Origin of the sequence: Ruegeria alba (genome assembly GCF_022321465.1) — a bacterium.
In the GTDB taxonomy this organism is placed as follows: Bacteria; Pseudomonadota; Alphaproteobacteria; order Rhodobacterales; family Rhodobacteraceae; genus Ruegeria_B; species Ruegeria_B alba.
The window spans coordinates 60,316-83,573 of record NZ_JAKOEM010000014.1; the positions used below are offsets into that span (position 1 = coordinate 60,316).

The following is a 23,258-nucleotide window of genomic DNA, read 5'->3' on the forward strand; positions in this document are numbered from 1 at the left end:
ACCCATCGGCGACGAGAGCCTGTATAGGGCGGGCGACTCTGTTTCCACCGTGAGGCCGCCATGAGCTTTGACCGCAAGATCAAGATCGCCCCGTCGATCCTGTCCGCCGATTTCGCCAATTTCGGCGCCGAGATCCGCGCCATCGAGGCCGAGGGCGCCGATTGGGTGCATGTGGACGTGATGGACGGCCATTTCGTGCCGAACCTGACCTTTGGCCCGATGGCGGTCAAGGCGTTCCGCCCGCATGTGAAGACGGTGATGGATGTGCATCTGATGATCGCGCCGGTCGATCCCTATATCGACGCCTATGCCGACGCGGGCGCCGATGTGCTGACCGCCCATGTCGAGGCCGGCCCGCATATCCACCGCACGCTGCAAGCGATCCGGGGCGCGGGGATGAAGGCGGGCGTGGCGCTGAACCCCGGCACCCCGGCCGAGGCGGTGGCGCATCTGCTGGATCTCACCGACCTCATCTGCGTGATGACGGTGAACCCGGGCTTTGGCGGCCAGAAATTCATCGACATGACCGCCAAGATCGCCCGCCTGCGCGAGATGATCGGCGACCGGCCCGTGCATATCGAGATCGACGGCGGCGTTGACCCGAAGACCGCGCCGCTGGTGGCGCAGGCCGGGGCTGATGTGCTGGTCGCGGGTTCGGCGGTGTTCCGGGGCGGTTCGGTCGACAATCCGGGCGTTTATGGCCAGAACATTGCCGAGATCCGCGCCGCCGCCGAAGGCGTCTGGGCCTGACGCCTCGGCAAGCGGCGCGCTCCCGCCCGTCGTTGGCGTTTTCTGACGAAAACACCGCCTCCCGTTGGGCCGGGCGCCGCGTGATGCGCGGCGATGGGGGCGCTGCCCCCGGCACGGCCAGCCGTGCCTCCCCCGGAGTATTTTGCAGCGAAATGAAGGAGGAGCGGGCCCTTTGGCGCTTCTTTCTGGTCCACAATACTCCCGCCGGAGGCATGGGCGGCCCCATTTGGGGCGCCCATTTGGGCCCTTGGTCGTGATCAATCGAGTTGATCGGCGAAATGGTCGAGCAGTTTGTGTTTGAGGATCTTGCCGGTGGGTGCGGCTGGCAACGCCGTGGCGACGACGATCTGGCTGGGGCGTTTGTAGCCCGCTAGCCGCGCGGCGGCGAAGGCCCGCAACTCGTCAGGGTCGGGGGTGGCGCCAAGTGCAACCTGAACAAAGGCGACCACTTTTTCATCGCCCGCAACCATGCGCCCCACCACCGCCGCCTGGATCACCTGCGGGTGGTCGTTCAGCGCCGCCTCGACCTCGGGCGGGTAGACGTTGAAACCGCCGTGGATGATCAGCTCCTTGCTGCGCCCCGCGATATGCAGGTTGCCATCGGCATCATGGCGGCCCAGGTCGCCGGTGCGGAACCATCCGTCTTGCAGTGCGGCCTCGGTCGCCTGCGGGTTGCGGTAATAGCCCTTCATCACATGCGGGCCGCGGGTCAGCACCTCGCCCACGCCATCGCCACCGCCAGTAACCGCCTCGTCCAGCCGGACCTCGACCTGCGGCAGGGGCTTACCGACCGAGATATCCGGCAGGCCGATCCGGTTGCGCGTGGCCGAGACGCCGGCGGTGGTCTCGGTCAGGCCATAGCCGTTTTGCAGGGCGACGCCATAGAACGCCTCGGCCTTGCGTTTCCACGCAGGGTCGAGCGGCGCCGCACCCGAGGAGGTATAGCGCAGCGTGCCGCCCGGTAGATGATCATATCCCTGTTCGCGGGCGTATTGCATCAAGAGCGCATGCATCTGCGGCACGGCGGAAAACAAGGTCACGCCCGAGGTCAGCGCCGCATAGCTGCGCGCGGCGGTGAAGCGCGCATCGAGCCGTACCGGCGCGCCGATATAGCTGGCCGCCGTCACCACCGAGGCGAGGCCAAACACATGGGTGACCGGCAGCACGCCATAGATCACGTCGTCCGGCGTCATGCCGCGCAGTTCCGCCGAACTGCGGCCGCCGAAGCGCAGGTTGCCATGGGTCAGCATCACCCCCTTGGGTGTTCCAGTGGTGCCGGTGGTGAACAGCATCACCGCCACATCGCTCAGCACCGGATCAGGGTTGCTGGGGCAGGGTGTGACCAGATGCATCCGGCCAAAGGCGCCTTCGATCGGATGCGCGCCCAGACGCACGGCATGGGCGGCGGCATCCGTCGATATGTCCGAGGCGCAGAGGATCGCGGCGGGTTCGGTATGGGCGACGATCTTGTCCACCTCGGGCCCGGTCTGGCGCGCGTTGATCGGCACCGCGCAGGCCCCCAGCCGCGAGACGGCAAAGAGGGCGGCCACCACCGCACAGCAATTCTCGGCCAGGATCATCACCCGGTCGTTGGCCTGCACGCCCTGGGCGGCAAGCACATCGACCAGCGCCGAAATGGCGCGGTCCAGATCGCCATAGCTCCAGTCAGCGCCGCCGCTGTCGGAAAACGCGGGCGCGTCGGGGCGGCTGGCGATCTGTGCGCCGGGGTAGTCGTGCCATTTCTCCATCGCCTGATCCCCTGTTGCCCGGTCAGAACCGGGGCTTGCGCTTGTCCAGAAAGGCCGCGATCCCTTCGGCAGCCTCGTCCCCGCCCGCCGCGCGCGCCATGGCGTCGCGCTCGGCATCCAGTTGCTGCGCCTCGCTCGCTTCATAAGCTTCCGCCACCAGTCGCCGGATCACGCCTTGGGCGCCGCGCGGCCCCTGTGCCAGCGCATCGGCCAGCGCATGGGCCTGCGTCTCGGCCTCACCCGGCGACGCCAGTACGTTGACCACCCCCAGTTCGGCCATGCGCTCAGCTGTGACCGGTCGGGCCAGGAGGCACATCTCCATCGCGAGTTGCCGGGGCAGCATCCGCGCGAGCGCCGAGGTGAGGCCAGCATCGGGCACCAGCCCCGCCTTGACATAGGCGGCGGTGAATTTCGCACCCTCGGCCGCGACCAACAGGTCGCAGGCCAGCGCCAGCGAGGCGCCAGCGCCCGCGGCACCGCCTTCGACCGCTGCGATCACCGGTACCGGGCAGGCGCGGATGGCGCGGATCAGGTCGTGCAACAGATCGACCTTGCCGCGCCGTTCGGCCTCGCTCAGCTGGCGCCGTTCGATCAGCACGTTCAGGTCGCCGCCTGCGCAAAAGAACCCGCCTTCGGACGACAGGATCACCGCGCGAATGCGCGGTTCCACCGCCTGTTCCATTGCCTCGGCAATCGCGGCATAAAGATCGGGCGACAGCGCGCCGCGCCGGGCGCTGTTCATGTTGACCACGACCAGCCGGTCGCCCCGGTCATCCACGCGCGCCAGCGTCATGTCTTCTTCCTCAGGCTGCCGCGTTTGAACACGCCCGCCGCCGTGGCCAGCAGGCGGCCGTCCTCGTCGCGCAACTCGCCGTTCACATAGGCCAGCGTGCGGCCATTGCCCGACGGGATGCCCACCGCCGTCACCCGGCCGCCCCGCGCGGCCGCCACGAACTGCACGTTGAGCGAGACGGTGACCACCGGGATCGGATCCTCGGGCCGGAACATCGCCGATGCGGTCTGGCCACAGGCCACGTCCAGCAGCATCGACACCAGTCCGCCATGCAGGATGCCGTGATAGTTCAGGTGCTGTGGCCCAAGGTCCAGGTGACAGGCCCTGCTGACGCCGGTCCGGTCATGGTCCAATTCGTAACCCACCATCGACTGGCAGCCGGATTTCTCGCGGGTCCAGGATGCGGACAGGTCAGGCGGCGCTGAGGGCAATGAACCGCTCCAGATGGTAATCGGCATCGCCGAACCGGTGATCGGCCATCACGATGCGCTTGGCGATATGGGCCAGCTCGTATTCCTGCGTCATCGCGATACCGCCATGCATCTGGATCGCCTCTTCGGCCACCAGCCGGCCCACCCGCGCGATCAGATTGCGGGCGGCGGCGATCTGGCGGTCGCGGTCGGCGCTGTCGAGGTGGCCGCTCGCATTGATCAGGGCCGAGCGCGCCTGTTCCAGCTCGATCAGCATGTCGGCGAACCGGTGTTGCAGCGCCTGAAACGTGCCGATGGGACGGCCAAACTGCTTGCGCGTCATCAGATAGCCGCGCGTCAGTTCCACCGCGCTTTGCATCGCGCCCACGCATTCGGCACAAAGCGCCACATTGGCGGCGGCAATCGCATCCATCAGCGGCGCCAGCCCGGCCCCCGCCGCGCCCAACCGCGCCGACTGCGGCAGGTGGACATTGTCCAGCGTCACCTCGGCGGCGCGTCCTCCTGCCAGCATCGGATAGCCATGCAGCGTCACGCCCGGCGTGCCTGCGGGCACAAGGAACAGCGAAATACCGTCCAGGTCAAAGATCCCGCCGCTTTCGCGGGCCGAGACGATCAGGTGGCCGGCAGCTTCGGCATTCACCACCACCGCCTTGCGACCATTCAGCACGATCTCGTCACCGTCAACGCGTGAGGTGGTCTCCACCCGCGTCAGGTCATAGCGGCTGGCCGGTTCGCCATGGGCCAGCGCCAGATGCGCCGCCCCGCCGATGATCTCCTCCAGCAGGCCGCGCTGAGTATCGTCTCCCAGCGCCGCGATCAGACGTCCGCCCAGAATGGCACTGTCCAGCATCGGCTCGACCACGCCCGCGCGGCCCAGTTCCTCGAACACGGTGGCAATGTCGAAACCGGCGCCGCCAAACCCGCCGTCCTCCTCGGAAAACAGCGCCCCGATCACGCCCAGTTCCGCCAGCCCGGCCCAGATCTCCGCGCTCATGCCGCTGTCACTGTCCAGAATCGTATTGCGAACCGAGGTTGTGTAACGATCAGCCAGATAGCGGCGCAGGGTATCCTGCAACATCTGGCGTTCTTCGGTCAGGTTGAAATCCATATCCCTCAGCCCCCCATCTTGACCTTGGCGATGATCCCGCGCTGGATCTCGTTCGACCCGCCAAAGATCGACAGTTTGCGGTTGTTGAAATAATGCGCCGCCACCGGCCCGGCATAGTCGGGGCCAATGGGCGCATTGTCGCCCTCGACCGCTTCCGAGGCGAAGGGCATCGCATAAGGCCCCACCGCGCGGCGGGTCAGGTCGTTGATCTCTTGCCGGATGATGGTGCCCTTGACCTTGAGCATCGAGCTTTCGACGCCCGGCGCCTGGCCACTGGCGGCCTGGCTGATGATGCGCATGTTGGTGGTGGCCATCGCCATCAGGTCGATCTCGATCTGGGCCAGACGGGCGGCGAAATGCGGGTTCTCGATCAAGGGGCGACCGTTGGCCGTCTCGATCCGCGCGATACGCTTGACCGCGTCCAGCCCCGCCTGGCTGAAGCCCACGCCCGCGATATTGGTGCGCTCATGGGTCAGCAGGTACTTGGCATAGGTCCAGCCCTTGTTCTCCTCGCCCACCAGATTCTCGACCGGCACCCGCACGTCGTCAAAGAAGACCTCGTTCACCTCGGGCGTGCCGTCCAGCAGCACGATGGGGCGCACGGTGATGCCCGGCGTGGTCATGTCGATCAGCAGGAAACTGATGCCCTCCTGCTGCTTGGCCTCGGGGTCGGTGCGGACCAGGCAAAAGATCCAGTTGGCGTATTGGCCCAGCGTGGTCCATGTCTTCTGCCCGTTGACGACATAGTGGTCACCGTCCCGCACCGCGCGGGTTTTCAGCGAGGCCAGGTCGGATCCGGCGCCGGGCTCGGAATAGCCCTGACACCACCAGTCCTCGCCCGACAGGATGCGCGGCAGGTAATGGTCCTGCTGTTCCTTGGTACCGAATTTCTGCAACACCGGCGCCAGCATCGACAGGCCAAAGGGCACGATGCGGGGCGCATAGGCGGCGGCGCATTCCTCTTCAAAGATGTGCCGCTGCACCGCGTTCCACTCGGCCCCGCCAAACTCGCGCGGCCAGTTATAGGCCAGCCAGCCGCGCGCGTTCAGCGTGGCATGCCATTTCTCATGGCCTTCCTTGCCCAGGCTGATGCCGCGGCGCACCTTGTCGGACACGTCCACCGGCAGGTTTTCGGCCAGAAAGGCGCGCACCTCGGCGCGAAACGCCTTTTCCTCGTCGCTGTAGTTCAGGTCCATATCCGCTTTCCTCCCTTGCCGCCCGTTTCGGGCGGCTTTGCCCGACGCCCCGCGCCGGGCCGCGTCCGGGCGGGCCTCGATGGCCCGCCCGGACGCACATGCCCGCTCAGAAAATCTCGAACAGTCCGGCCGCGCCCATGCCGCCGCCGATGCACATGCTGACCACGCCCAGCTTGGCGCCGCGCCGCTTGCCTTCCAGCATCAGATGACCGGTCATCCGCGCGCCCGTCATGCCGAACGGGTGACCAATGGCGATCGAGCCGCCGTTCACGTTGTATTTTTCCGGGTCGATGCCCAGCTGGTCGCGGCTATAGAGGCACTGGCTGGCAAAGGCCTCGTTCAATTCCCACAGGTCGATATCGTCGACCTTCAGCCCGTGCCGCTCCAGCAGGCGCGGCACCGCGAACACCGGCCCGATGCCCATCTCGTCCGGCTCACAGCCCGCCACACAGAACCCCTTGAACGCGCCCAGCGGTTCCAGCCCCCGGCGCTCGGCCTCTTTCGCCTCCATCAGCACCAGCGCCGCGGCACCGTCCGACAGTTGCGAGGCATTGCCGGCGGTCACGAAATTGCCCGCGCCCCGCACCGGCTCCAGCCCCGCCAGACCCTCCAGCGTGGTCGAGGGGCGGTTGCATTCGTCGCGGTCCACGGTGACCTCGTGCATCGAGATTTCGCCGCTGTCCTTGTCCTTCACCGCCATCTTGGTTTGCATCGGCACGATCTCGTCGGCGAACTTGCCCTCGGCCTGCGCCGCCGCGATGCGCTGCTGGCTGCGCAGCGAATACTCGTCTTGATACTCGCGGCTGAGGCCATAGCGCTGTGCCACGATATCCGCCGTCTCGATCATCGCCATGTAGATGGCGGGCTTGTGCTCCTGGATCCAGGCCTCGGGCGCCGGGCGCGTCTTGGGCTGCACCATCGAGATGCTCTCGACCCCGCCTGCCACCATCGGACCCGACCCACCCTCGGTGATCGCCTGCGCCGCCAGGGCCACGGTTTGCAGGCCAGACGAGCAGAACCGGTTCACCGTCATGCCCGATGCGGTGATCGGCAGGCCTGCGCGAATGGCGATCTGGCGGCCGATATTGCTTCCGGTCTCACCCTCGGGGAACCCGCAGCCGATGATGCAATCCTCAATCTCCGAGCCATCCAGCCCCGCGCGCGACACCGCCGCCTGAACCGCATGGCCACCCATGGTGGCCCCGTGGGTCACGTTGAACGACCCGCGAAAGGACTTCGCCAGCCCGGTCCGGGCGGTGGATACGATAACGGCTTGTTTCATGACACGGCTTCCTTGTTCAGATCGTCGAAAGAGCGGCCCTCGGCCACCAGTTGTTCCAAGAGCGGCGCGGGTTGCCAGAAATAGGCATCCTCCGCCGCCCAGCGTTTGATATCGGCCAGCAGTTCCGGCAGGCCCTGCATATCGGCCCATTTCAGCGGCCCGCCGCGATAGCGCGGAAAGCCGTAACCGTAGAGCAGGGTCACATCCACATCGAGCGGACGGCGCGCGATGCCCTCGCCCACCACCTTGGCTGCCTCGTTGACCATCGCCGCCATGTAGCGGCGCACGATCTCGTCCTTGCTGAACGCGCGCGGGGTGATCCCCTGCTGGGCGCGCTCCGCCTCGATCAGCGGCATCACCTCGGGGTTCGGCACGCGTGCCTTGGCACCGGCGGCATAGTCGTAATAGCCCTTGCCGGTCTTCTGGCCAAAATGACCCGCCTCGCACAGCTTGTCGGCATAGGCGCTGTCGCGGGCGCGCGGGTCCAGCGCCTCGGCCCGCTTGCGCTTGCGCACCGCCCAGCCGATATCCAGCCCGGCCAGGTCGGCCACTGCGAACGGACCCATGGCAAATCCGAACTCTTCCAGCGCCTCGTCGATCTCATAGGGCGATGCCCCGTCCAGGATCATGTGATCGGCGCAGGTACGATAGACCGACAGGATGCGGTTGCCGATGAACCCGTCACAGACCCCGGCCCGGACCGAGACCTTGCCCAGCCGCTTGCCAAGCGCAAAGCCGGTGGCCGCCACATCGGGCGCGGTCTCGTCGGCAATGACGACCTCCAAAAGCTTCATCACATGCGCGGGCGAGAAGAAATGCAGCCCCAGCACATCCTGCGGCCGACTCGTCACCGCCGCGATCTGGTTGATATCGAGATACGAGGTGTTCGAGGCCAGCACCGCACCCGGCTTGCACACGGCGTCAAGCTTGGTGAACACCTGCTTCTTGACCTCCATGTCCTCGAACACCGCCTCGATCACCAGATCGGCCTCGGAAAGCGCCGCGTAATCGGTGGCCAGCGTCAGCGCCTTGGTGGTCAGGGTGTCGAACTGCTGCGATGTCAGCTTGCCGCGTTTCAGCGCACCCGACAGATTGCCCTCGATCCGGCCCTTTGCGGCCTCGGCGGCCTCGGGCGTCATCTCCAGCATGGTGACCGTCAACCCCGACAAGAGCGCGGCGGTGGCGATACCCGCCCCCATGGTGCCGCCGCCGATGACGCCGATCGCGGCCAGCGGGCGCGGCGCCACACCTTCCAGTTCCGGCAGCTTGCCCACCGCGCGGTCGGCGAAGAACGCATGGATCAGCCCCTCGCGCTGGTCCGAGTTCATGAGCTCCATGAACAGCTCACGCTCGCGCTTCAGCCCGGCGGCAAAGCTCTCGGCCTCGCACGCCGCCTGCACCGCCCGCACGGCAGTTGCGGGCGACAGCTGGCCCCGGCCCTTTTTCAGCACGGCGGCATAGACCGCGTCGAAATCGACCGGCGCGGGCGCGGGCATTTCACCGACCGGGCGGCGCGAGGCACCCTCGTCCAGCAGTTCGCGCAGGTAGCTCAGGCCGATCTCGCGCGGCTCACCCTCGGCAACGCGGTCGATCACCCCCAGGCGCAGCGCCTCGTCGGCGCGCACATGGCGACCGGTGGTGATCATATCGAGCGCCGCCTCGACCCCGGCGACGCGGGGCAGGCGTTGGGTGCCACCTGCGCCCGGCAGGATGCCCAGATGCACCTCGGGCAACCCGACCTTGGCTTGCGGTACCGCGATCCGGTAATGGGTGGACAGCGCCACCTCGAGCCCGCCGCCCAGCGCGGTGCCGTGCAGCGCCGACACGACAAGCAGCGGCGAGGCCTCGATCCGGTTGCACAGCTCGGGCAGGTGCGGTTCCTTGGGCGGCTTGCCGAATTCACGAATATCGGCCCCGGCAAAAAAGGTCCGCCCGGTGCCATAGATCAGTACCCCGCGCGCACCCTCGGCCTCGGCCCGGTCAAGCCCGTCGGCCAGCCCCTGACGCACCGCGTGGCCCAGCGCATTGACCGGCGGATTGTCGGCCGCCAGAATGACGATATCTCCAACGCGTTCGTATCCGATGGCCTCGGGCATGGGGCCTCTCCTCCCTGTTTCAATCTGCGAAATGGCGTTCCGCGCGCTGGCAGGGTGATCCGCCGCGCATCCGAGATCAAGGGGGAATGGCCAAAGCGACGTAGGGTCCGGTTGGAGTCCGACGCCGCGCGGATGCGGCCCTAGAACAGGTCCTTGAGCGCGCGCAGCCGCTTGGCATGGCGGGCGCGCACCAGCTTGAACCGGTCCTTGACGAAGCGCCCGCGCCGCCGTCCCAGCATCTGGCCGAACCGGTGCCCCGATTTCAGCGCGCCCCGTTCGGCGGCCTTGACCTCGGCCCGCTCGCGCAGAACCCGGCGGAAATGGCCGATCAGCACCAGCACGATGGCAAGGAACAGCAGGAATGCGACCGGACGGTCGATGAAATCGAGCGGCTCCTTGACGCGGGCCATGCCAGCGCGCAGCTTGACCTCCATGATACCGCCCAGGACCATGCCGAGGATGATCGGCACCGAAGGCATCGACAGGCGTTTGAGGATATAGCCCAGCACCCCGAACAGCGCGGCCATCACGCAATCGGTGGCCGAATTGCGCAGCGAATAGACCCCGACAAAGCTGAGCGTCAGGATACAGACCCCCAGAAAGCGGTTGGGGATCCGCACCACCTGGATCAGCGACCGGGTGGCGAACAGCAGGAACACCAGAACCAGCACGTTGAGGATGAGGAGCGCGAGGTAGAGCGCCACCACGAAATCCATCTGGTTCTGGAACAGGCCCGGGCCGGGAACCACGTTATGCACGTAGAACACGCTCAGCATCATCGCGGTCAGCGCCTCGCCCGGAATGCCCAGTGCCAAGAGCGGCACCATGGCGGCGGCGGGCACCGCGTTGTTGGCGGTCTCGGCGGCGATCAGCCCTTCGGAAGAGCCATTGCCGAAATCCTGCGGCCGCTTGGACGAGCGCTGCGCATAGGTATAGGACATGAACTGCGCGGTGAACTCGCCGACGCCGGGGATCATCCCCATCACCACGCCGAAACTGGCCGATACCGTCGCCACGCGCGGGTGACGCGCCAGTTCGCGCAGGCCCTGGAACATGCCGCCCCTCAGGCGGGTCATGCGGATTTTCTCATCTTCCGAGGTGAGCAGGACAAAGGCCTGGCTGAGCGCGAACAGGCCCAGCACCACCACGATCAGGTTGATGCCGCCCGACAGGAACGGCTGGTCGAACGTATAGCGCGAGGTGTATTTCACCGGCTCCAGCCCGATCGACTGGATGAAGATGCCAAAGGCCGCCAGCGCGCCTGCGATCAGGGTCTGCCCGCGATGGGCCACCACCATCAGGATGATGCCCAGAAGGGCGGCAAGAAAGATCTCGCGACTGCCGAAATAGGGCGCCACCCGCGCCAGCACCGGCGCGAACAGGATCAGGCAGATCACCGAGAAGATGCCACCGAAGAAACTGGCGGAATAGGCCAGGCTCAGCGCCCGGCGCGGCTCGCCCCGCGCGGTCATCGGATAGCCGTCATAGGTGGTCAGCGCGTTCACCGCGGTGCCGGGCGTGTTGATCAGGATGGCGGGAATCGCGCCGCCATACATGGAACTGCCATAGATCCCCAACAGCACGGTCAGCCCCACGATCGGGTCCATCGAAAAGGTGGCCGGCAGCAGGATGGCGATGGCCACAGCAGGGCCGACACCGGGAATGGCGCCGATCAGGACCCCGCCCACCGAGCCGGTCAGCAGCGCCAGCGCCACGTCCCAGCGCATCAGGATGTCGAGAGCGGAAAGAAGCAGGTCCATCAGAGATACAGGATAAAGAAGCTGCGCAACGCGCCGGGAAGGTATTCGTAGATCGCGCCGCCGGGGATCTTGACCCCCAACAGCCCCTTGAACAGAACCACCACCGCCACCGCGAACAGGATCGACAGGCCCAGCATCCGCCGGTCTCTATAGCCCATCCGCCAGGCCAGCAGCGGCACAAAGACCAGCGTCACCGGCAGATAGCCGATCAGCGGCACCAGCAGCACATAGGCCAGGAACCAGATCGCGAATTCCAGCACCTGCGCCCATTTGCGCAGCTCCCACCAGTCATAGCGGGTCGCCCGGCGCCAGGGCAGCAGATAGAGGTGAACCCCACCCAGCAGCACCATGCCGCCCAATCCGACGGCGGGCCAGAACCGGGGCTGGGCGAACAGCTTGGTCTTGGCGACCCAGCGGGTCTCGGTCCCGATCTGGCCGAGCAGCAGGATCGACACCGCGACAAAGAACAGGGCAAAGATCAGCTGGCCGCGCCGGGGACCGACAAAGCGGCGCTCGCGTTCAGTGGGCATGAGGCAGGGTTCCGGCAGAGAAAGGGGCCGGGGCGCATGGCCCCGGCCCGGTCGGCATCATTCCAGCAGGCCGCCGATACGGGCCATGGTGGCGATGTCATTGTCGATCCGCGCGGCGCTTTCGGCCGCGTCCTGCCAATAGACCAGCGCGCCGGTCTCCTTGGCCACCGCCTGGGCGCGATCGCTCATCATCGATTCCTTGGCGACGGCAACGATCTTGTCGCGCACGTCCTGCGGCGTGTCCTTGGTCACGAAGAGGCCGTTCCAAAGCGCGATGTTCAGATCGGCATCCAGCTCGCCGATGGCGGGCGCATCCGGCACCAGCGGGATACGCTCGTCGGTGATCGAGGTCAGCACCTTGACGCTGTCCAGACAGGGCAGGATCAGTTGCAGCGTGGTGTTGATTACATCCGCATCGCCCGAGGCAAGCGTGTTGCAGTCGAGCGCGTCAAAGGCCGCGTCCGATCCCCATTCGAAACCGGCATTCTTGGCGAACGCCTTCGTCACCTGAGTCGGGGTCAGAACGTCGCCAAAATGGCCCAGCGCCACGTCGTTGGATTTGGCGTATTCGGCCAGTTCCGCCATGCTGCTATAGGGCGCGTCGCCCGAGGTGGCGATGACAAAGGGATAGGTCAGGAAAATCCCCAGCGGGTCGAATTTCGCGGGCGTCAGCGGCGCGATGTCGATCTGGTGGCCCATCACCGGCACCCCGATCACGAAAGAGCCGATAGTATAGCCGTCGGCGGGCGCATTGGCGACCTCGATGGCACCCGGGAAGGGGCCACCGCCACCGCCGGGCTTGTTCACCACGGCTGCCGCGACACCGTATTTCTCCTGGAAATCATCGGCGATCATGCGGGTCAGCACGTCCTCGAGATCGCCCGGCGGCCACGGCACGATGAAATTCACCGGCTTCTCGGGGTATTCGGCTGCGGCCATGCCTGCGCTCAGCGCAATCGCTGCGGTCGCAAGGGCGCCCGCGATCTTGGTCTTGATGGTCATGTTGTCCTCCCAGTTCGGTTTTCTTCCGCAAGTCGGTTCATTATTTGAACCTGTGGTTTAATTACAGATTGACAGGCGAGACTACCATCTGTCAACTATTTCTGCCAAAAGGCGCCCTGAAATCGCGAAACGCCCCTGTTTCGCACAGATCGGTGACGGAAAGGCAGGATGGGAACGGTTTCCAAGGCATTGTCCCTGCTGGCATTGTTCAACCACGGGCGGCTCGAAATGGGCCTGAGCGAGCTGACACGCCTGTCGGGCATGAACAAGGCAACGGTCTATCGGATGATGACCGAGCTTCAGGCGGCGGGATTCGTCGAACAGATGAACGGCGACCGGGCCTATCGGCTGGGTCCCGAAGTGCTGCGGTTGGCCGCTTTGCGCGAGGCAGCGGTGCCGCTGCTGTCGGTGTCGCGCGACGTGCTGCGGCGCCTGTGCGACGAGACCGGAGAGACCTCGCATATGTCGATCCAGCGCAATGGGCAGCTGACCACGCTGACCCATGCCTATAGCAGCCACCACGGCACCCGCGTGGCGATGGAGGATGCCGAGATACTGTCGCTGCATGCCACCGGGTCGGGCCTGGCCTTCCTCGCCTTCTCACCCGAAGAGGTGGTAACGCGCGCGCTGTCGGCACCGCTGGTCAAACACACACCCCAGACCGAAACCGACCCCGAGCGCCTGCGCCATGCGCTGGCCGAGGCACATGAGAGCGGTATCGCGGAATCGGTGGGCGGGTTCGAGGCGGATGTATATTCCCACGCGGCCCCGATCTTTGGCGCCGACCAGCGCCCGATCGGGGCACTGGCGGTGGCGGCGCCCGTGTCGCGGATGACCGCCGAACTCAAGAGCCGCGTGCGCGCCGCACTCAAGGCGGCGGCACTTGACCTGACCCAGCGCACCGGCGGGTTCTGTCCACCGGACTATCCCGGCGCGGCCTAGGGTCAGGCGTCAGGACGCAGACAGGTCCAGACGGTGCGGGTAGATTTCTCCTCTACCTTCGTGAACCCTGCCTGGGTCAGGATACTCTTGCATTCGCGCATGCCTGCGATCTCATAGGCCTCGGGGTGGAATTCCAGCACGATGGCACGGAACTGGCTTAGATCGGCATGGCGCAGCAGTTCCAGTTCGCCGCCCTCGATATCCATGATCAGAACGGTGGCACCGGTCTCGGCACAGACCTCGGCGAAATCGGCAGTGGGCACCTCGACCACGGTCGAGGGCCGCTCGGCCGGGTTGAGAAGCGACGAGCCGAGATAGCTGCTGCGGATGTGAAAGGGGATGGTTTCGGGCCGGTCCGGCGCGCTGATCAGGATCTGGTTGCGCAGACTGATCTTCTTGCCCAGCCGGTTGAGCGCATAAAGCGCCTCGATCTCTGGCACCAGTTCGGGGTTGGCCTCGAACGAGGTCACCGATTTCGGCTTGGCGTTCCTGGCCACCACCGCGCCGACGATGCCAAGCCCGGCGCCGATTTCCAGCACCACGTCCTTGGGGCCGGTGACATGCAGCGCGCCCGCGATTTCCTGCCCCTCATAGCGGGCGGTGTTGATGCGTTCGATCCGGGTCTCGTTGAGAAACCGCGAGGCCGGGACCTTGATGCCCAGACACTCGGCGGCGACGGAATTCGTTTCGGGCACTGCCTTGCCTCACCTTATGCTTGTCTTGCGCGCATCCTGTGTTTCAAGGGGCGAAAAGGCAAGCCTTATGCGGTGTTCGCCTTGGAAAATGAGGCGTCTGCCGCTGGTTTGGGATGCCTCCGGCGGGAGTATATTCAGCAAAGTGAAAGGGGCAGAGCCATGCGCTGAACAGGTGTCGGCAGTTGTCAGGCCTCGGGCACGTGCAAAACCAGCCCGTCGAGATCTGGATGCGCCTCGATCTGGCAACTGAGGCGGCTTCGCGGCTGACGCTCGGCGGCGGTGATGTCCAGCATCGCGTCTTCGAACTCGCCCGGAACGCCGGTCCGCTCGGCCCAGGCCGGATCCACCACCACGTGGCAGGTGGCACAGCTCAGGCAGCCGCCGCATTCGCCGATCACGCCGGGCACGTTGTTGGCCTGCGCCGCCTCCATCAGCGACAGGCCAGGGGCGACCTCGGCCGCAATCTCGCGACCGTCGGCCAGTTTCCAGATCACGCGCATGGCAAGCTCCTCAGATGAAGTAGACATAGAAATCGCGCAGCGCATCGCCTTCGAGATCGCGGGTCTTGCGCACTTCCTTGGCCTTCATGAACACATGGTTGGCGACCAGCTCGGCGCCCACCGCCTGGGCCAGCACGGTGTCACGCTCCAGATCGCGCACCGCGCCGGCCAGGTCGATGGCGGTGCCCTCCTTGGCATCGGTGCTGTCGAACCCGTCGCCGGTCTCCATCGGCGGCAGCGCATGACCGTTCTCGACCCCCAGCCTTGCCGCCTGCAACACGGCGGCAACGGCGGTATAGGGGTTTGACGAGGCATCGGCCATCCGGTGTTCCAGCCGCGCCTTGGCGCCGCCTTCGGAGCTGATGCGGGTGGTGACGTTGCGGTGATCGCCGCCCCAGTTCTGCCAGTACCCCGACAGCGAACCCGGTTGCAGCCGCATGTAGGAATTGGCGGTGGGCGCAATCAGCCCCGCCAGCCCCTTGTGGTGGTGCAAGAGCCCCGCCAGGCACCCACGCGCCAGATCGTTCATATGCTCGGGCCCGCCGCGCGGGCCGGAGGACAGCGCATTGGCGCCGGTCGCATCCTGGAAGGAGAAGTTGATATGCATGCCCGAGCCGCCCGCCTCGGCAATCGGTTTCGGCATGAAGGTCAGCACGATGCCGTATTCCAGCGCGATCTCGCGCGCCATCAGGCGGAACAGCACGATATCGTCCACCGCCTTGAGCGCATCGTCAAAGGTCAGCGTGTATTCGAACTGCGGGCTGTCGAACTCGGCGGTGATCATGTCGAGGGAGAAACCCATCTCCTCGGCCATCGCCCAGATCCGGTCGTTGAACCGCAGCGGATCGGCAAAGGGACCGGTGCCATAGACCACGCCGCCCGGCGCGTCATAGGGCACCAGCCGCCCATTGTCGTCGGCCTGAAGCGCGAAACATTCCAGTTCGATCCCAACCTTGGGGCTGAGACCATGCGCCTGCCAATCGGCCACCGCCCGTTTCAGCGCGCCGCGCGGGCAGAGCGGCAGCGGCTGGTCCTGGTCGTCATAGAGATCGCCCAGAACCACCTTGGTGCCGGTGTGCCAGCTGTCGCGGATATCGTCATGGACCCATTTCAGTTCCATATCCGGCAGCCCCTGCTTCATCATCGCGCCGGGCGCATCCAGCAGGTCGCGGTCGTAATGCACGCCAAAGGTCGAGCGGCAGAACCTGGTGGAACTGTCGGCGATCTTGGAATTGGGCAGGTATTTGCCCCGCATCACGCTGAGATGGTCGCAGAACATCGCGCGCAATCTGTCTTTCATGTCGGGGCTCCTCCCTGTTGAGCCTGTTCTGATGCCGGGTCAGGCGCGGCGGACGGTGACCGGCAGTTCCTTGATCCCGCCCACGAAATTCGAGCGCAGGAACTTGTGCGGTCCGGCCGGTTCGATCGAGCTTAACCGCTTGGCCAGCTCCTGGAACAGCACTTTGACCTCGAGCCGGGCCAGCCACATGCCCAGGCAGACATGCGGTCCACCCTGCCCGAAACTCAGATGCCGGTTCGGGTTGCGGTAGAGATCGACCCGGAACGGGTCGTCGAACACCGTCTCGTCGCGATTGGCCGAAGACCACCAATAAAGCACCTTGTCGCCCGCCCGGATCGTCTTGCCATGCATCTCGTGATCCCGAAGCGCGGTGCGCCGGAAATAGAGCGCGGGCGTCGCCCAGCGGATGATCTCGTCCGGCGCGGTCTCCCAGATGTCGCCGCCCGCCTGCATCTGTTCCAGCAACTCGGGCTGGTGGCACATGGCCTGGATACCGGCGGCGATGGAATAGCGCGTGGTGTCGTTGCCCGCCGCCACCACGAGGCAAAAGAAGTTGCGGAACTCGGTATCGCTGATGACCGAGCCGTCCTTGGACGGTTGCAGGATCATGTGCAGCACGCCCGAGGTATCGCCGGCCTTCTCCTTCTGCTCCATCAGGTCCTTGGCATAGAGGTACAGCTCGGCCCCGGCGGGCGAGTTGAAGGGCATCATCCGGTATTCGTCGGTGTCGAGCTTGTCGAGCACATGGGTGGTGAAATCGGGATCGGTATTGGCGATCAGCGCGTCGCCCTTTTCCACCAGCCAGGGCAGATCGGCATCGGGCAGGCCGACGATGCGGCCCAGCATGCGCATCGGCAGCTGGCGCGCGATTTCCTTGGTGGCGTCGAACGTGCCCTTGTCCAGCACCTCGTCCAGGATATCGACGCAGATCGCCCGGATGTCGTCCTCATACTGCGCCATGGTGGTGCGCGAGAACGCCTTCATCAGCTTCATCCGGGTCTGGCTGTGCTCGGGCGGGTCGGTCTCCTGAAAGGTGCGGCGCGCCAGGTATTCCTCATAGCTCTGATCCTCCATCCGGATGCCGCGGGCCGAGGAAAACACCGCGGTGTTCTTGTTCATCTCGGCAATGTCGGCATGGCGGGTGACCGACCAGAAATCCTGCCCATCGGCATATTCGGTCCAGTGCAGCGGATCCTCGCGACGCAGCCGGGCAAAGGTGTTGTGCGGCGCGCCTCCGGCAAAAGCGTCATGGCTGGTCAGATCGGCATGGCCGTCATCGGTGGGGGTCCAGACCGTCATGTTTTTCACCTTCCCTCATGTCGCGAACATATGTATATTATAAGAGGTCCTAAATATGTAAACGAAAATCTCTTGGGGAAAATCATGCACTTGGCGATCCTGATGACAAATACGGACGAAAGCGATTTCGCCCAACGCCACCCCAAGGACGAGCAGAAATTCGCAGAGCTGATCCAGATGGCGCGCCCCGACTGGACCACCACGGCCTATGTGGTCAAGGACGGGCAGTTTCCGGAAACGCTTGACGGGGTCGACGGGGCGATGATCACCGGCAGCCCTGCCTCGGTATTGGACGACGCGCCCTGGATCGCGCGGCTGCTGGACCTGATCCGGGACATGCACGCGCGCCGCCTGCCGGTCTTTGGCGCCTGCTTCGGCCATCAGGCCATCGCGCTGGCTTTGGGGGGCAGCATCGGGCGCAATCCCGGTGGCTGGGTGCATGGGCTGACCCGCAACCGGATGCTGGAGCGCCCAGACTGGACGCGCGACCTGCCGGACGAGGTCAGGCTTTATGGATCTCACATGGAACAGGTGACCGCCTTGCCACAGGGCGCACGCGTGATTGCCGAAGGGCCGGATTGCCCGGTGACTGGCTTCGTGCTTGGCCAGCATATCTATACCACCCAGCATCACCCAGAGATGACCCATGATTTCGTCGAGGCGCTGACCGAGGAAATGGCCGAGGAGCTGGGAGAAGAGATCTGTGCCCGCGCCCTGGCCTCGCTTGCCCACCCCTCGGATATGGACGCCTTTGCCGAAAGCATCGCGCGCTTCTTCGAACAGGCGCGCCCCGAATAGGGCACACCAGCCCTGCTGCTTCTTTCTGGTCAAAAATACTCAAATCCCGCCCCCTCGGCCGCCGCAACGGCCAGGACAGGCTCACCCCAGCGCGGCCAGCAGGTCCATCACCGTCACCTGATCGAACTGCACATGGCGGATCATCGCCGCCTCGGCTTCCTCGCGCCGCCGGTCAAAGATCAGCGTGGCGATTTCGCGGTGCTCCCGCGCCGAGGCCGGGATTGACCCCGGATAGCTGTAACGCGCCCGGTAATAGGCCAACAGCTTGCGGGCATGGGTCTTGATCATCTCGACCAGATAGGGATTGCCCGCGCCCAGCGCGACGGTCTCGTGAAACTTCAGGTTCAACCGGTAATAGCCGAACGGATCCCCGTCGCCCTTGTCGCGGGCATGGGCCTCGCAGGCGGCCACCACCGCCTCCAGTTCGGCCGCCTGCGCGGCGTTCATGCGCCGTGCGGCAAGCCCTGCCGCCTGCCCCTCCAAGCGGGCGTGAACCTCCAGAATGGCCAGGAACTCTTCCAAGGTCGGCTTGAACACGACCGCGCCCTTGCGCGGCAGCCGGCGGATCAGACCTTGGGTTTCCAGCTGGATCAGCGCCTCGCGCACCGGGGTGCGCGACACGCCATGCCGCTCGGTCAGCGCGGCCTCCTCCAGCAGATCGCCAGGCCCCAGGCGGCCATGCTCGATATCTTCGAGCACCCCATTCAAAACCTGTTCGGTCTGTCCCGCCATCGTCTTCACCTTGCTTAGATGTGCCAACCCTAGGACCGGCGCGCGCAGGGTGCAACGCGGGGGCGCACACAAACGTGACCGTCAGCGCGGCCAGTACCAAAGACTTGACCCGAAACCGAAGTAACTGTGCTAGGCTGCCCCTTGGTTACAGGGCGCAGCAGACGCCGGATCACCACCAGACAGGGAGACCACATATGTGTGATATTTGCGTAATGAAAGCAGTGAAAGACCGGATGCTGAGCCGCCGCGACCTGTTCCGCTCGGGCGCGGCGGTTGCCGCAGGGGCGGCGCTTGGCACCGTGGCGGCACCCCCGGCCATGGCGGCCGGCATCGGCGAAGTGACGGATATGACTCATGTCTATGACGCCGATTTCCCCACCTATTTCGGGGCACCCGGCGTTGAGGCCACGCAGAACTTCAATTTCAAGGAACACGGCTTCAACCTGTTCACGCTCACGCTGAACGAACATACCGGCACCCATGTGGACGCACCGTTGCATTTCTCGGCCGATGGCCAGTCGGTTGACGAGATTCCCGTTGGCAACCTGATCTGCCCGCTCTGCGTAGTGCATATCCATGAAAAGGCGGCAGCGGATGCCGATGCGCAGGTCACCCCCGATGACCTCAAGGCCTGGATCAGCGCCCATGGCCCGATCCCCGACGGCGCCTGTGTGGCGATGCACTCGGGATGGGGCGGCAAGACAGGCGGGCCCGGCTTCCGCAACGCCGACAGCGAAGGCAAGATGCATTTCCCCGGCTTCCATGTCGAGGCGGCGCAGATGCTGATCGAGGAAACCGGTGCCGTGGCCATGGCTGTGGACACGCTGTCGCTCGATCACGGCCCCTCGGCCGATTTCGCCACCCACTACGCCTGGCTGCCCACCAACCGCTATGGGATCGAGAACCTCGCCAATCTCGACAAGGTACCCGCCAGCGGCGCCACCCTGATCGTCGGCGCCCCCAATCATCGCGGCGGCTCGGGTGGCCCTGCCCGCATCTTTGCCATGGTCTGAACCATGGCAACTGTCCCTCTGCTGAGTGACGAGGAGGCCAGCGCCGAGACGCTGGCCGTCTTCGACGACATCCGCGCCACCCGCGGCACCGATTACGTCAACAATTTCTGGCGGGCCCTGGCGCATGACCCGGCGTTGTTACGCGCCACATGGGAACGTCTGAAGGTGGTTATGGGCCCCGGCGCGCTGGACCCGCTTGTCAAGGAAATGATCTATGTCGCGGTCTCGACCGCCAATGGCTGTGAATACTGCGTCCATTCCCATACTGCGGCGGCGCGGGCCAAGGGCATGACGCCTGCGCAACATAGCGAGATGTTGGCCGTGATCGGCATGGCAATGCAGACCAACGGCATCGTAACGGGATTGCAGGTGCCTGTGGACGATCTCTTCAAGGCCTGAGCGCCGCGTCGAAAAGAAGGGTTTTCGCCGCAGATTTGCGCGCGATGCACGTCAGCTATGCCTTCCGCGACATGGCACATCCGGACCGAGCAGCCTATACAGTCGGGCAATTCGGATGACCCAAAGATCAGGATCGCGCCATGGCCCAGTCGACCCTCCACCTCCGCTCGCTTGCGACCCTGCCCTACGTGCTGGGCGATATCTTGGCAGGCATCTTCGACGCTCTGGTCCGCATCGGCGAGGCAAACGCCCGGATCCGCCGTATCAATGCCCTGTCCGCCCTGACCGATGCGGAGTTGGCCGCACGTGGCTTGCGGCGGGCGGACATCATCCGATGGGTGATGAGCGACCGCGTCTGACCCCGGACAAGAGCACCAAATTTTCAACGAAAATTTGACCAGAAAATTCGACGAATTTTCTGGTCCAACCCGTTTCGCGGTTTCGCGTCAGCAAACATGTTACCGAATTTCAATTCATGACTTGTCTCTGTTACATTTAACTTGCCGCGAATCGTTTTCCATCGTATTACCCGACCAAGCGGTCACCTAATGGTGGCGGAGGAGACGGAGAGAACATGACCATGGACGCATTCATCTGCGACGCGCAGCGCACCCCGATCGGACGCTATGGTGGCGCCCTGAGCCAGGTACGCACCGACGATCTGGCCGCCGTGCCGCTGGCCGCCCTGGTCGCGCGCAACCCGCAGGTGGACTGGGCCAGCCTTGACGATGTGATCTATGGCGACGCCAATCAGGCCGGTGAAAGCAACCGCAACGTTGCCCGCATGGCCGCTCTGCTGGCCGGGCTTCCGGTCGACGTACCCGGCACCACGGTGAACCGCCTCTGTGCCAGCGGCATGGATGCGGTGGGCATGGCCGCCCGCGCCATCAAGGCCGGTGATTATGACATGGCCGTAGCCGGCGGTGTCGAGAGCATGAGCCGGGCGCCTTTCGTGATGCCCAAGGCCACCAGCGCCTTTACCCGCGCCAACGCGGTCTATGACACCACCATCGGCTGGCGCTTCATCAACAAGAAGATGCACGAGATGTACGGCACCGACTCGATGCCGCAGACCGCCGACAACGTGGCCGAGGACTACGACATCTCGCGCGCCGATCAGGACGCATTCGCCGCGCGCAGCCAGGCCCGCTGGGCGGCTGCCCATGCGGCTGGCGTCTTTGGCGACGAGATTACCCCCGTGACCATCCCCCAGCGCAAGGGCGACGCCATCGTGGTGGATACCGACGAACACCCCCGCCCCGGCACCAGCGCCGAGCAGCTGGGCAAGCTCAAGGGCGTGAACGGCCCCGACAAGAGCGTGACCGCAGGCAATGCCTCGGGTGTCAATGACGGCGCCGCCGCGATCCTGATGGCCAACGAAGCCAGCGCCGCCAAAAACGGCCTGACCCCGATCGCCCGCGTGGTGGGCATGTCTGTCGCAGGTGTCGAGCCGCGCGTGATGGGCATCGGCCCGGTTCCCGCCAGCCGCAAGGTACTTGCACGCGCGGGGCTCACCATCGAGCAGATGGATGTGATAGAGTTGAACGAAGCCTTCGCTTCGCAGGGTCTGGCGACTCTGCGGGCGCTGGGGGTTGCCGACGATGCGCCGCATGTGAACCCCAATGGCGGCGCCATAGCCATCGGCCACCCGCTGGGCATGTCGGGCGCGCGTCTGGTGATGACCGCGGCCTATCAGTTGAAACGCACCGGCGGGCGCTATGCGCTCTGCACCATGTGCGTCGGAGTTGGTCAGGGCGCTGCCCTGATCCTGGAACGTGTGTAAGGGAGGAGAGCCCGAATGTATGCGCAGATGATCAAGACCGCCAGCGATGGCATTAAATCCCGCGATGAGATGTCCGACGAGGAACGCACGTTCCAGGACAAGATCGACGCGGATATCAAGATCGAACCCAAGGACTGGATGCCGGAGGATTATCGCCGCACATTGATCCGCCAGATCGGCCAGCACGCCCATTCCGAAGTTGTCGGCCAGCTGCCCGAGGGCAACTGGATCACCCGCGCGCCGACGCTGGAACGCAAGGCGATCCTGCTGGCCAAGGTGCAGGACGAGGCAGGCCACGGACTCTACCTCTACTCTGCCGCCGAGACCCTGGGTGTCAGCCGCGATGAACTGGTCGAGATGCTGCTGTCGGGCAAGATGAAATACTCTTCGATCTTCAACTACCCGACCCTCAACTGGGCCGATATCGGCGCGGTCGGCTGGCTGGTCGATGGGGCGGCGATCATCAACCAGGTGGCGTTGCAGCGCACCTCTTACGGCCCCTACAGCCGCGCGATGATCCGCATCTGCAAGGAAGAGAGCTTTCATGCCCGCCAAGGGTATCACGCGATCATGGCGATGGCGTTTGGTACGCCGGAGCAGAAGAAGATGGCACAGGACGCGGTCAACCGGCTGTGGTTCCCGGCGCTGATGATGTTCGGCCCCTCGGACAAGGACTCGGTCCATTCTGAACAGTCGATGGCCTGGAAGATCAAGATCAAGACCAACGACGAGCTTCGCCAGCAATTCGTGGACCAGACGGTGCCGCAGATCCTGTATCTGGGCCTCGATCTGCCCGACCCGAATATCCAGTGGAACGAGGAACGTGGCCATTACGATTTCTCGGACCCGGACTGGTCGGAATTCTTCAACGTGATCAAGGGCAACGGCCCCTGCAACACCGACCGCCTGGCAGCCCGCCGCAAGGCCTGGGACGACGGCCAATGGGTGCGCGACGGTTTGCTGGCCCATTCCCGCAAGAAAGCAGCCGCCCGGATAGCGGCCGAGTAAGACCGAAGACACAAAACGCAAAGCATCGCAGCGCGCGGCTCCGGGGTATTGCCACCGGCTTCTTGCCCCGCGCCCAGTCAGGAGGAGATCGAC

23 protein-coding genes are annotated in these 23,258 nt (G+C 65.2%); 8 read left to right on the plus strand and 15 right to left on the minus strand.

Annotated elements, in window-relative coordinates; all coding sequences use genetic code 11:
- The first annotated feature begins 60 nt into the window (after positions 1–60).
- Positions 61–750 (plus strand): ribulose-phosphate 3-epimerase, encoded by a 690-nt coding sequence (rpe, locus tag MB818_RS15020; protein ID WP_234140072.1) that lies wholly within the window; start codon positions 61–63, stop codon positions 748–750.
- A 257-nt stretch (positions 751–1,007) separates the two neighbouring features.
- Here rpe and MB818_RS15025 read toward each other — a convergent pair whose 3' ends face one another.
- The 10 genes from MB818_RS15025 to MB818_RS15070 all read right to left on the minus strand — a co-directional run bounded on the left by MB818_RS15025 (position 1,008) and on the right by MB818_RS15070 (position 12,696).
- Positions 1,008–2,498: a class I adenylate-forming enzyme family protein gene (locus MB818_RS15025; protein WP_238905615.1), complete on the minus strand. Its 1,491-nt coding sequence runs from the start codon at positions 2,496–2,498 to the stop codon at positions 1,008–1,010.
- A gap of 22 nt (positions 2,499–2,520) precedes the next feature.
- Positions 2,521–3,291 (minus strand): oxepin-CoA hydrolase, alternative type, encoded by a 771-nt coding sequence (locus MB818_RS15030; RefSeq protein ID WP_238905616.1) that lies wholly within the window; start codon positions 3,289–3,291, stop codon positions 2,521–2,523.
- On the minus strand, positions 3,288–3,722 hold the full coding sequence (locus MB818_RS15035; protein WP_238905617.1) for a PaaI family thioesterase: 435 nt from the start codon (positions 3,720–3,722) through the stop codon (positions 3,288–3,290). Before MB818_RS15035 ends, MB818_RS15030 begins: the two co-directional genes overlap by 4 nt.
- The gene (locus MB818_RS15040) at positions 3,703–4,830 is read right to left on the minus strand and encodes an acyl-CoA dehydrogenase family protein (RefSeq protein ID WP_238905618.1); all 1,128 of its coding nucleotides are present in this window, start codon (positions 4,828–4,830) and stop codon (positions 3,703–3,705) included. The genes MB818_RS15035 and MB818_RS15040 overlap by 20 nt, the downstream gene beginning before the upstream one ends.
- Positions 4,831–4,835: 5 nt before the next feature.
- Positions 4,836–6,026 carry an acyl-CoA dehydrogenase family protein gene (locus MB818_RS15045; RefSeq protein WP_238905620.1) on the minus strand — a complete coding sequence of 397 codons (1,191 nt, stop codon included), beginning with the start codon at positions 6,024–6,026 and terminating at the stop codon, positions 4,836–4,838.
- A 106-nt stretch (positions 6,027–6,132) separates the two neighbouring features.
- The gene (locus MB818_RS15050) at positions 6,133–7,308 is read right to left on the minus strand and encodes an acetyl-CoA C-acyltransferase (protein ID WP_234140078.1); all 1,176 of its coding nucleotides are present in this window, start codon (positions 7,306–7,308) and stop codon (positions 6,133–6,135) included.
- Entirely contained in the window at positions 7,305–9,404 is a 2,100-nt protein-coding gene (locus MB818_RS15055) for a 3-hydroxyacyl-CoA dehydrogenase NAD-binding domain-containing protein (protein ID WP_238905622.1), read from the minus strand. Before MB818_RS15055 ends, MB818_RS15050 begins: the two co-directional genes overlap by 4 nt.
- Before the next feature lie 140 nt (positions 9,405–9,544).
- Positions 9,545–11,164 carry a tripartite tricarboxylate transporter permease gene (locus MB818_RS15060; protein ID WP_234143053.1) on the minus strand — a complete coding sequence of 540 codons (1,620 nt, stop codon included), beginning with the start codon at positions 11,162–11,164 and terminating at the stop codon, positions 9,545–9,547.
- Positions 11,164–11,694, minus strand: a complete 531-nt coding sequence (locus MB818_RS15065) for a tripartite tricarboxylate transporter TctB family protein (RefSeq protein ID WP_234140081.1) — start codon at positions 11,692–11,694, stop codon at positions 11,164–11,166. Before MB818_RS15065 ends, MB818_RS15060 begins: the two co-directional genes overlap by 1 nt.
- A 57-nt stretch (positions 11,695–11,751) precedes the next feature.
- Positions 11,752–12,696: a tripartite tricarboxylate transporter substrate binding protein gene (locus tag MB818_RS15070; RefSeq protein WP_234140082.1), complete on the minus strand. Its 945-nt coding sequence runs from the start codon at positions 12,694–12,696 to the stop codon at positions 11,752–11,754.
- A 168-nt stretch (positions 12,697–12,864) separates the two neighbouring features.
- Here MB818_RS15070 and MB818_RS15075 point away from each other — a divergent pair, with 168 nt between their 5' ends.
- Positions 12,865–13,638, plus strand: a complete 774-nt coding sequence (locus tag MB818_RS15075) for an IclR family transcriptional regulator (protein ID WP_238905624.1) — start codon at positions 12,865–12,867, stop codon at positions 13,636–13,638.
- A 2-nt stretch (positions 13,639–13,640) separates the two neighbouring features.
- On the opposite strand, the gene MB818_RS15080 is transcribed toward MB818_RS15075, so the two are convergent.
- The 4 genes from MB818_RS15080 to MB818_RS15095 all read right to left on the minus strand — a co-directional run bounded on the left by MB818_RS15080 (position 13,641) and on the right by MB818_RS15095 (position 17,432).
- On the minus strand, positions 13,641–14,333 hold the full coding sequence (locus tag MB818_RS15080; protein ID WP_234177984.1) for an FkbM family methyltransferase: 693 nt from the start codon (positions 14,331–14,333) through the stop codon (positions 13,641–13,643).
- 185 nt (positions 14,334–14,518) lie between these two features.
- On the minus strand, positions 14,519–14,833 hold the full coding sequence (locus MB818_RS15085; RefSeq protein ID WP_238905626.1) for a 2Fe-2S iron-sulfur cluster-binding protein: 315 nt from the start codon (positions 14,831–14,833) through the stop codon (positions 14,519–14,521).
- Between the two features lie 10 nt (positions 14,834–14,843).
- Positions 14,844–16,133, minus strand: a complete 1,290-nt coding sequence (locus MB818_RS15090) for a type I glutamate--ammonia ligase (RefSeq protein WP_234140086.1) — start codon at positions 16,131–16,133, stop codon at positions 14,844–14,846.
- A 39-nt stretch (positions 16,134–16,172) separates the two neighbouring features.
- Positions 16,173–17,432, minus strand: coding sequence for a cytochrome P450 (locus MB818_RS15095; RefSeq protein ID WP_238905629.1), 1,260 nt, complete (start codon positions 17,430–17,432; stop codon positions 16,173–16,175).
- An 84-nt stretch (positions 17,433–17,516) separates the two neighbouring features.
- On the opposite strand from MB818_RS15095, the gene MB818_RS15100 reads away from it, so the two are divergent.
- A complete protein-coding gene (locus tag MB818_RS15100; RefSeq protein ID WP_234140088.1) occupies positions 17,517–18,230 on the plus strand; it encodes a type 1 glutamine amidotransferase in 714 nt (237 codons plus the stop codon).
- Between the two features lie 81 nt (positions 18,231–18,311).
- Here MB818_RS15100 and MB818_RS15105 read toward each other — a convergent pair whose 3' ends face one another.
- Positions 18,312–18,962 carry a GntR family transcriptional regulator gene (locus tag MB818_RS15105; RefSeq protein WP_234140089.1) on the minus strand — a complete coding sequence of 217 codons (651 nt, stop codon included), beginning with the start codon at positions 18,960–18,962 and terminating at the stop codon, positions 18,312–18,314.
- Positions 18,963–19,156: 194 nt separating this feature from the next.
- On the opposite strand from MB818_RS15105, the gene MB818_RS15110 reads away from it, so the two are divergent.
- The 5 genes from MB818_RS15110 to paaA all read left to right on the plus strand — a co-directional run bounded on the left by MB818_RS15110 (position 19,157) and on the right by paaA (position 23,165).
- Positions 19,157–19,975 (plus strand): cyclase family protein, encoded by an 819-nt coding sequence (locus MB818_RS15110; protein WP_238905631.1) that lies wholly within the window; start codon positions 19,157–19,159, stop codon positions 19,973–19,975.
- A 3-nt stretch (positions 19,976–19,978) separates the two neighbouring features.
- Positions 19,979–20,374 carry a carboxymuconolactone decarboxylase family protein gene (locus MB818_RS15115; protein WP_238905633.1) on the plus strand — a complete coding sequence of 132 codons (396 nt, stop codon included), beginning with the start codon at positions 19,979–19,981 and terminating at the stop codon, positions 20,372–20,374.
- Positions 20,375–20,514: 140 nt separating this feature from the next.
- On the plus strand, positions 20,515–20,733 hold the full coding sequence (locus MB818_RS15120) for a DUF1127 domain-containing protein (RefSeq protein ID WP_234167315.1): 219 nt from the start codon (positions 20,515–20,517) through the stop codon (positions 20,731–20,733).
- A 221-nt stretch (positions 20,734–20,954) separates the two neighbouring features.
- Complete coding sequence (gene pcaF, locus MB818_RS15125; RefSeq protein WP_234143597.1) at positions 20,955–22,157, plus strand: 3-oxoadipyl-CoA thiolase; 1,203 nt, start codon at positions 20,955–20,957, stop codon at positions 22,155–22,157.
- Positions 22,158–22,172: 15 nt separating this feature from the next.
- Positions 22,173–23,165, plus strand: coding sequence for a 1,2-phenylacetyl-CoA epoxidase subunit PaaA (gene paaA, locus MB818_RS15130; RefSeq protein ID WP_238905634.1), 993 nt, complete (start codon positions 22,173–22,175; stop codon positions 23,163–23,165).
- The last annotated feature ends 93 nt before the right edge of the window (positions 23,166–23,258 follow it).

Bases quoted from the DNA above. Each gene is read 5' to 3' on its own strand.
- MB818_RS15045 (WP_238905620.1), bottom strand. From the start codon at position 6,026: ATGGACCTGAACTACAGCGACGAGGAAAAGGCGTTTCGCGCCGAGGTG.
- MB818_RS15090 (WP_234140086.1), bottom strand. From the start codon at position 16,133: ATGAAAGACAGATTGCGCGCGATGTTCTGCGACCATCTCAGCGTGATG.
- MB818_RS15070 (WP_234140082.1), bottom strand. From the start codon at position 12,696: ATGACCATCAAGACCAAGATCGCGGGCGCCCTTGCGACCGCAGCGATT.
- MB818_RS15115 (WP_238905633.1), top strand. From the start codon at position 19,979: ATGGCAACTGTCCCTCTGCTGAGTGACGAGGAGGCCAGCGCCGAGACG.
- MB818_RS15085 (WP_238905626.1), bottom strand. From the start codon at position 14,833: ATGCGCGTGATCTGGAAACTGGCCGACGGTCGCGAGATTGCGGCCGAG.
- MB818_RS15040 (WP_238905618.1), bottom strand. From the start codon at position 4,830: ATGGATTTCAACCTGACCGAAGAACGCCAGATGTTGCAGGATACCCTG.
- MB818_RS15025 (WP_238905615.1), bottom strand. From the start codon at position 2,498: ATGGAGAAATGGCACGACTACCCCGGCGCACAGATCGCCAGCCGCCCC.
- pcaF (WP_234143597.1), top strand. From the start codon at position 20,955: ATGGACGCATTCATCTGCGACGCGCAGCGCACCCCGATCGGACGCTAT.
- MB818_RS15100 (WP_234140088.1), top strand. From the start codon at position 17,517: ATGCACTTGGCGATCCTGATGACAAATACGGACGAAAGCGATTTCGCC.
- MB818_RS15050 (WP_234140078.1), bottom strand. From the start codon at position 7,308: ATGAAACAAGCCGTTATCGTATCCACCGCCCGGACCGGGCTGGCGAAG.
- MB818_RS15055 (WP_238905622.1), bottom strand. From the start codon at position 9,404: ATGCCCGAGGCCATCGGATACGAACGCGTTGGAGATATCGTCATTCTG.
- paaA (WP_238905634.1), top strand. From the start codon at position 22,173: ATGTATGCGCAGATGATCAAGACCGCCAGCGATGGCATTAAATCCCGC.
- MB818_RS15105 (WP_234140089.1), bottom strand. From the start codon at position 18,962: ATGGCGGGACAGACCGAACAGGTTTTGAATGGGGTGCTCGAAGATATC.
- MB818_RS15110 (WP_238905631.1), top strand. From the start codon at position 19,157: ATGTGTGATATTTGCGTAATGAAAGCAGTGAAAGACCGGATGCTGAGC.
- MB818_RS15030 (WP_238905616.1), bottom strand. From the start codon at position 3,291: ATGACGCTGGCGCGCGTGGATGACCGGGGCGACCGGCTGGTCGTGGTC.
- rpe (WP_234140072.1), top strand. From the start codon at position 61: ATGAGCTTTGACCGCAAGATCAAGATCGCCCCGTCGATCCTGTCCGCC.
- MB818_RS15095 (WP_238905629.1), bottom strand. From the start codon at position 17,432: ATGACGGTCTGGACCCCCACCGATGACGGCCATGCCGATCTGACCAGC.
- MB818_RS15060 (WP_234143053.1), bottom strand. From the start codon at position 11,164: ATGGACCTGCTTCTTTCCGCTCTCGACATCCTGATGCGCTGGGACGTG.
- MB818_RS15065 (WP_234140081.1), bottom strand. From the start codon at position 11,694: ATGCCCACTGAACGCGAGCGCCGCTTTGTCGGTCCCCGGCGCGGCCAG.
- MB818_RS15075 (WP_238905624.1), top strand. From the start codon at position 12,865: ATGGGAACGGTTTCCAAGGCATTGTCCCTGCTGGCATTGTTCAACCAC.
- MB818_RS15120 (WP_234167315.1), top strand. From the start codon at position 20,515: ATGGCCCAGTCGACCCTCCACCTCCGCTCGCTTGCGACCCTGCCCTAC.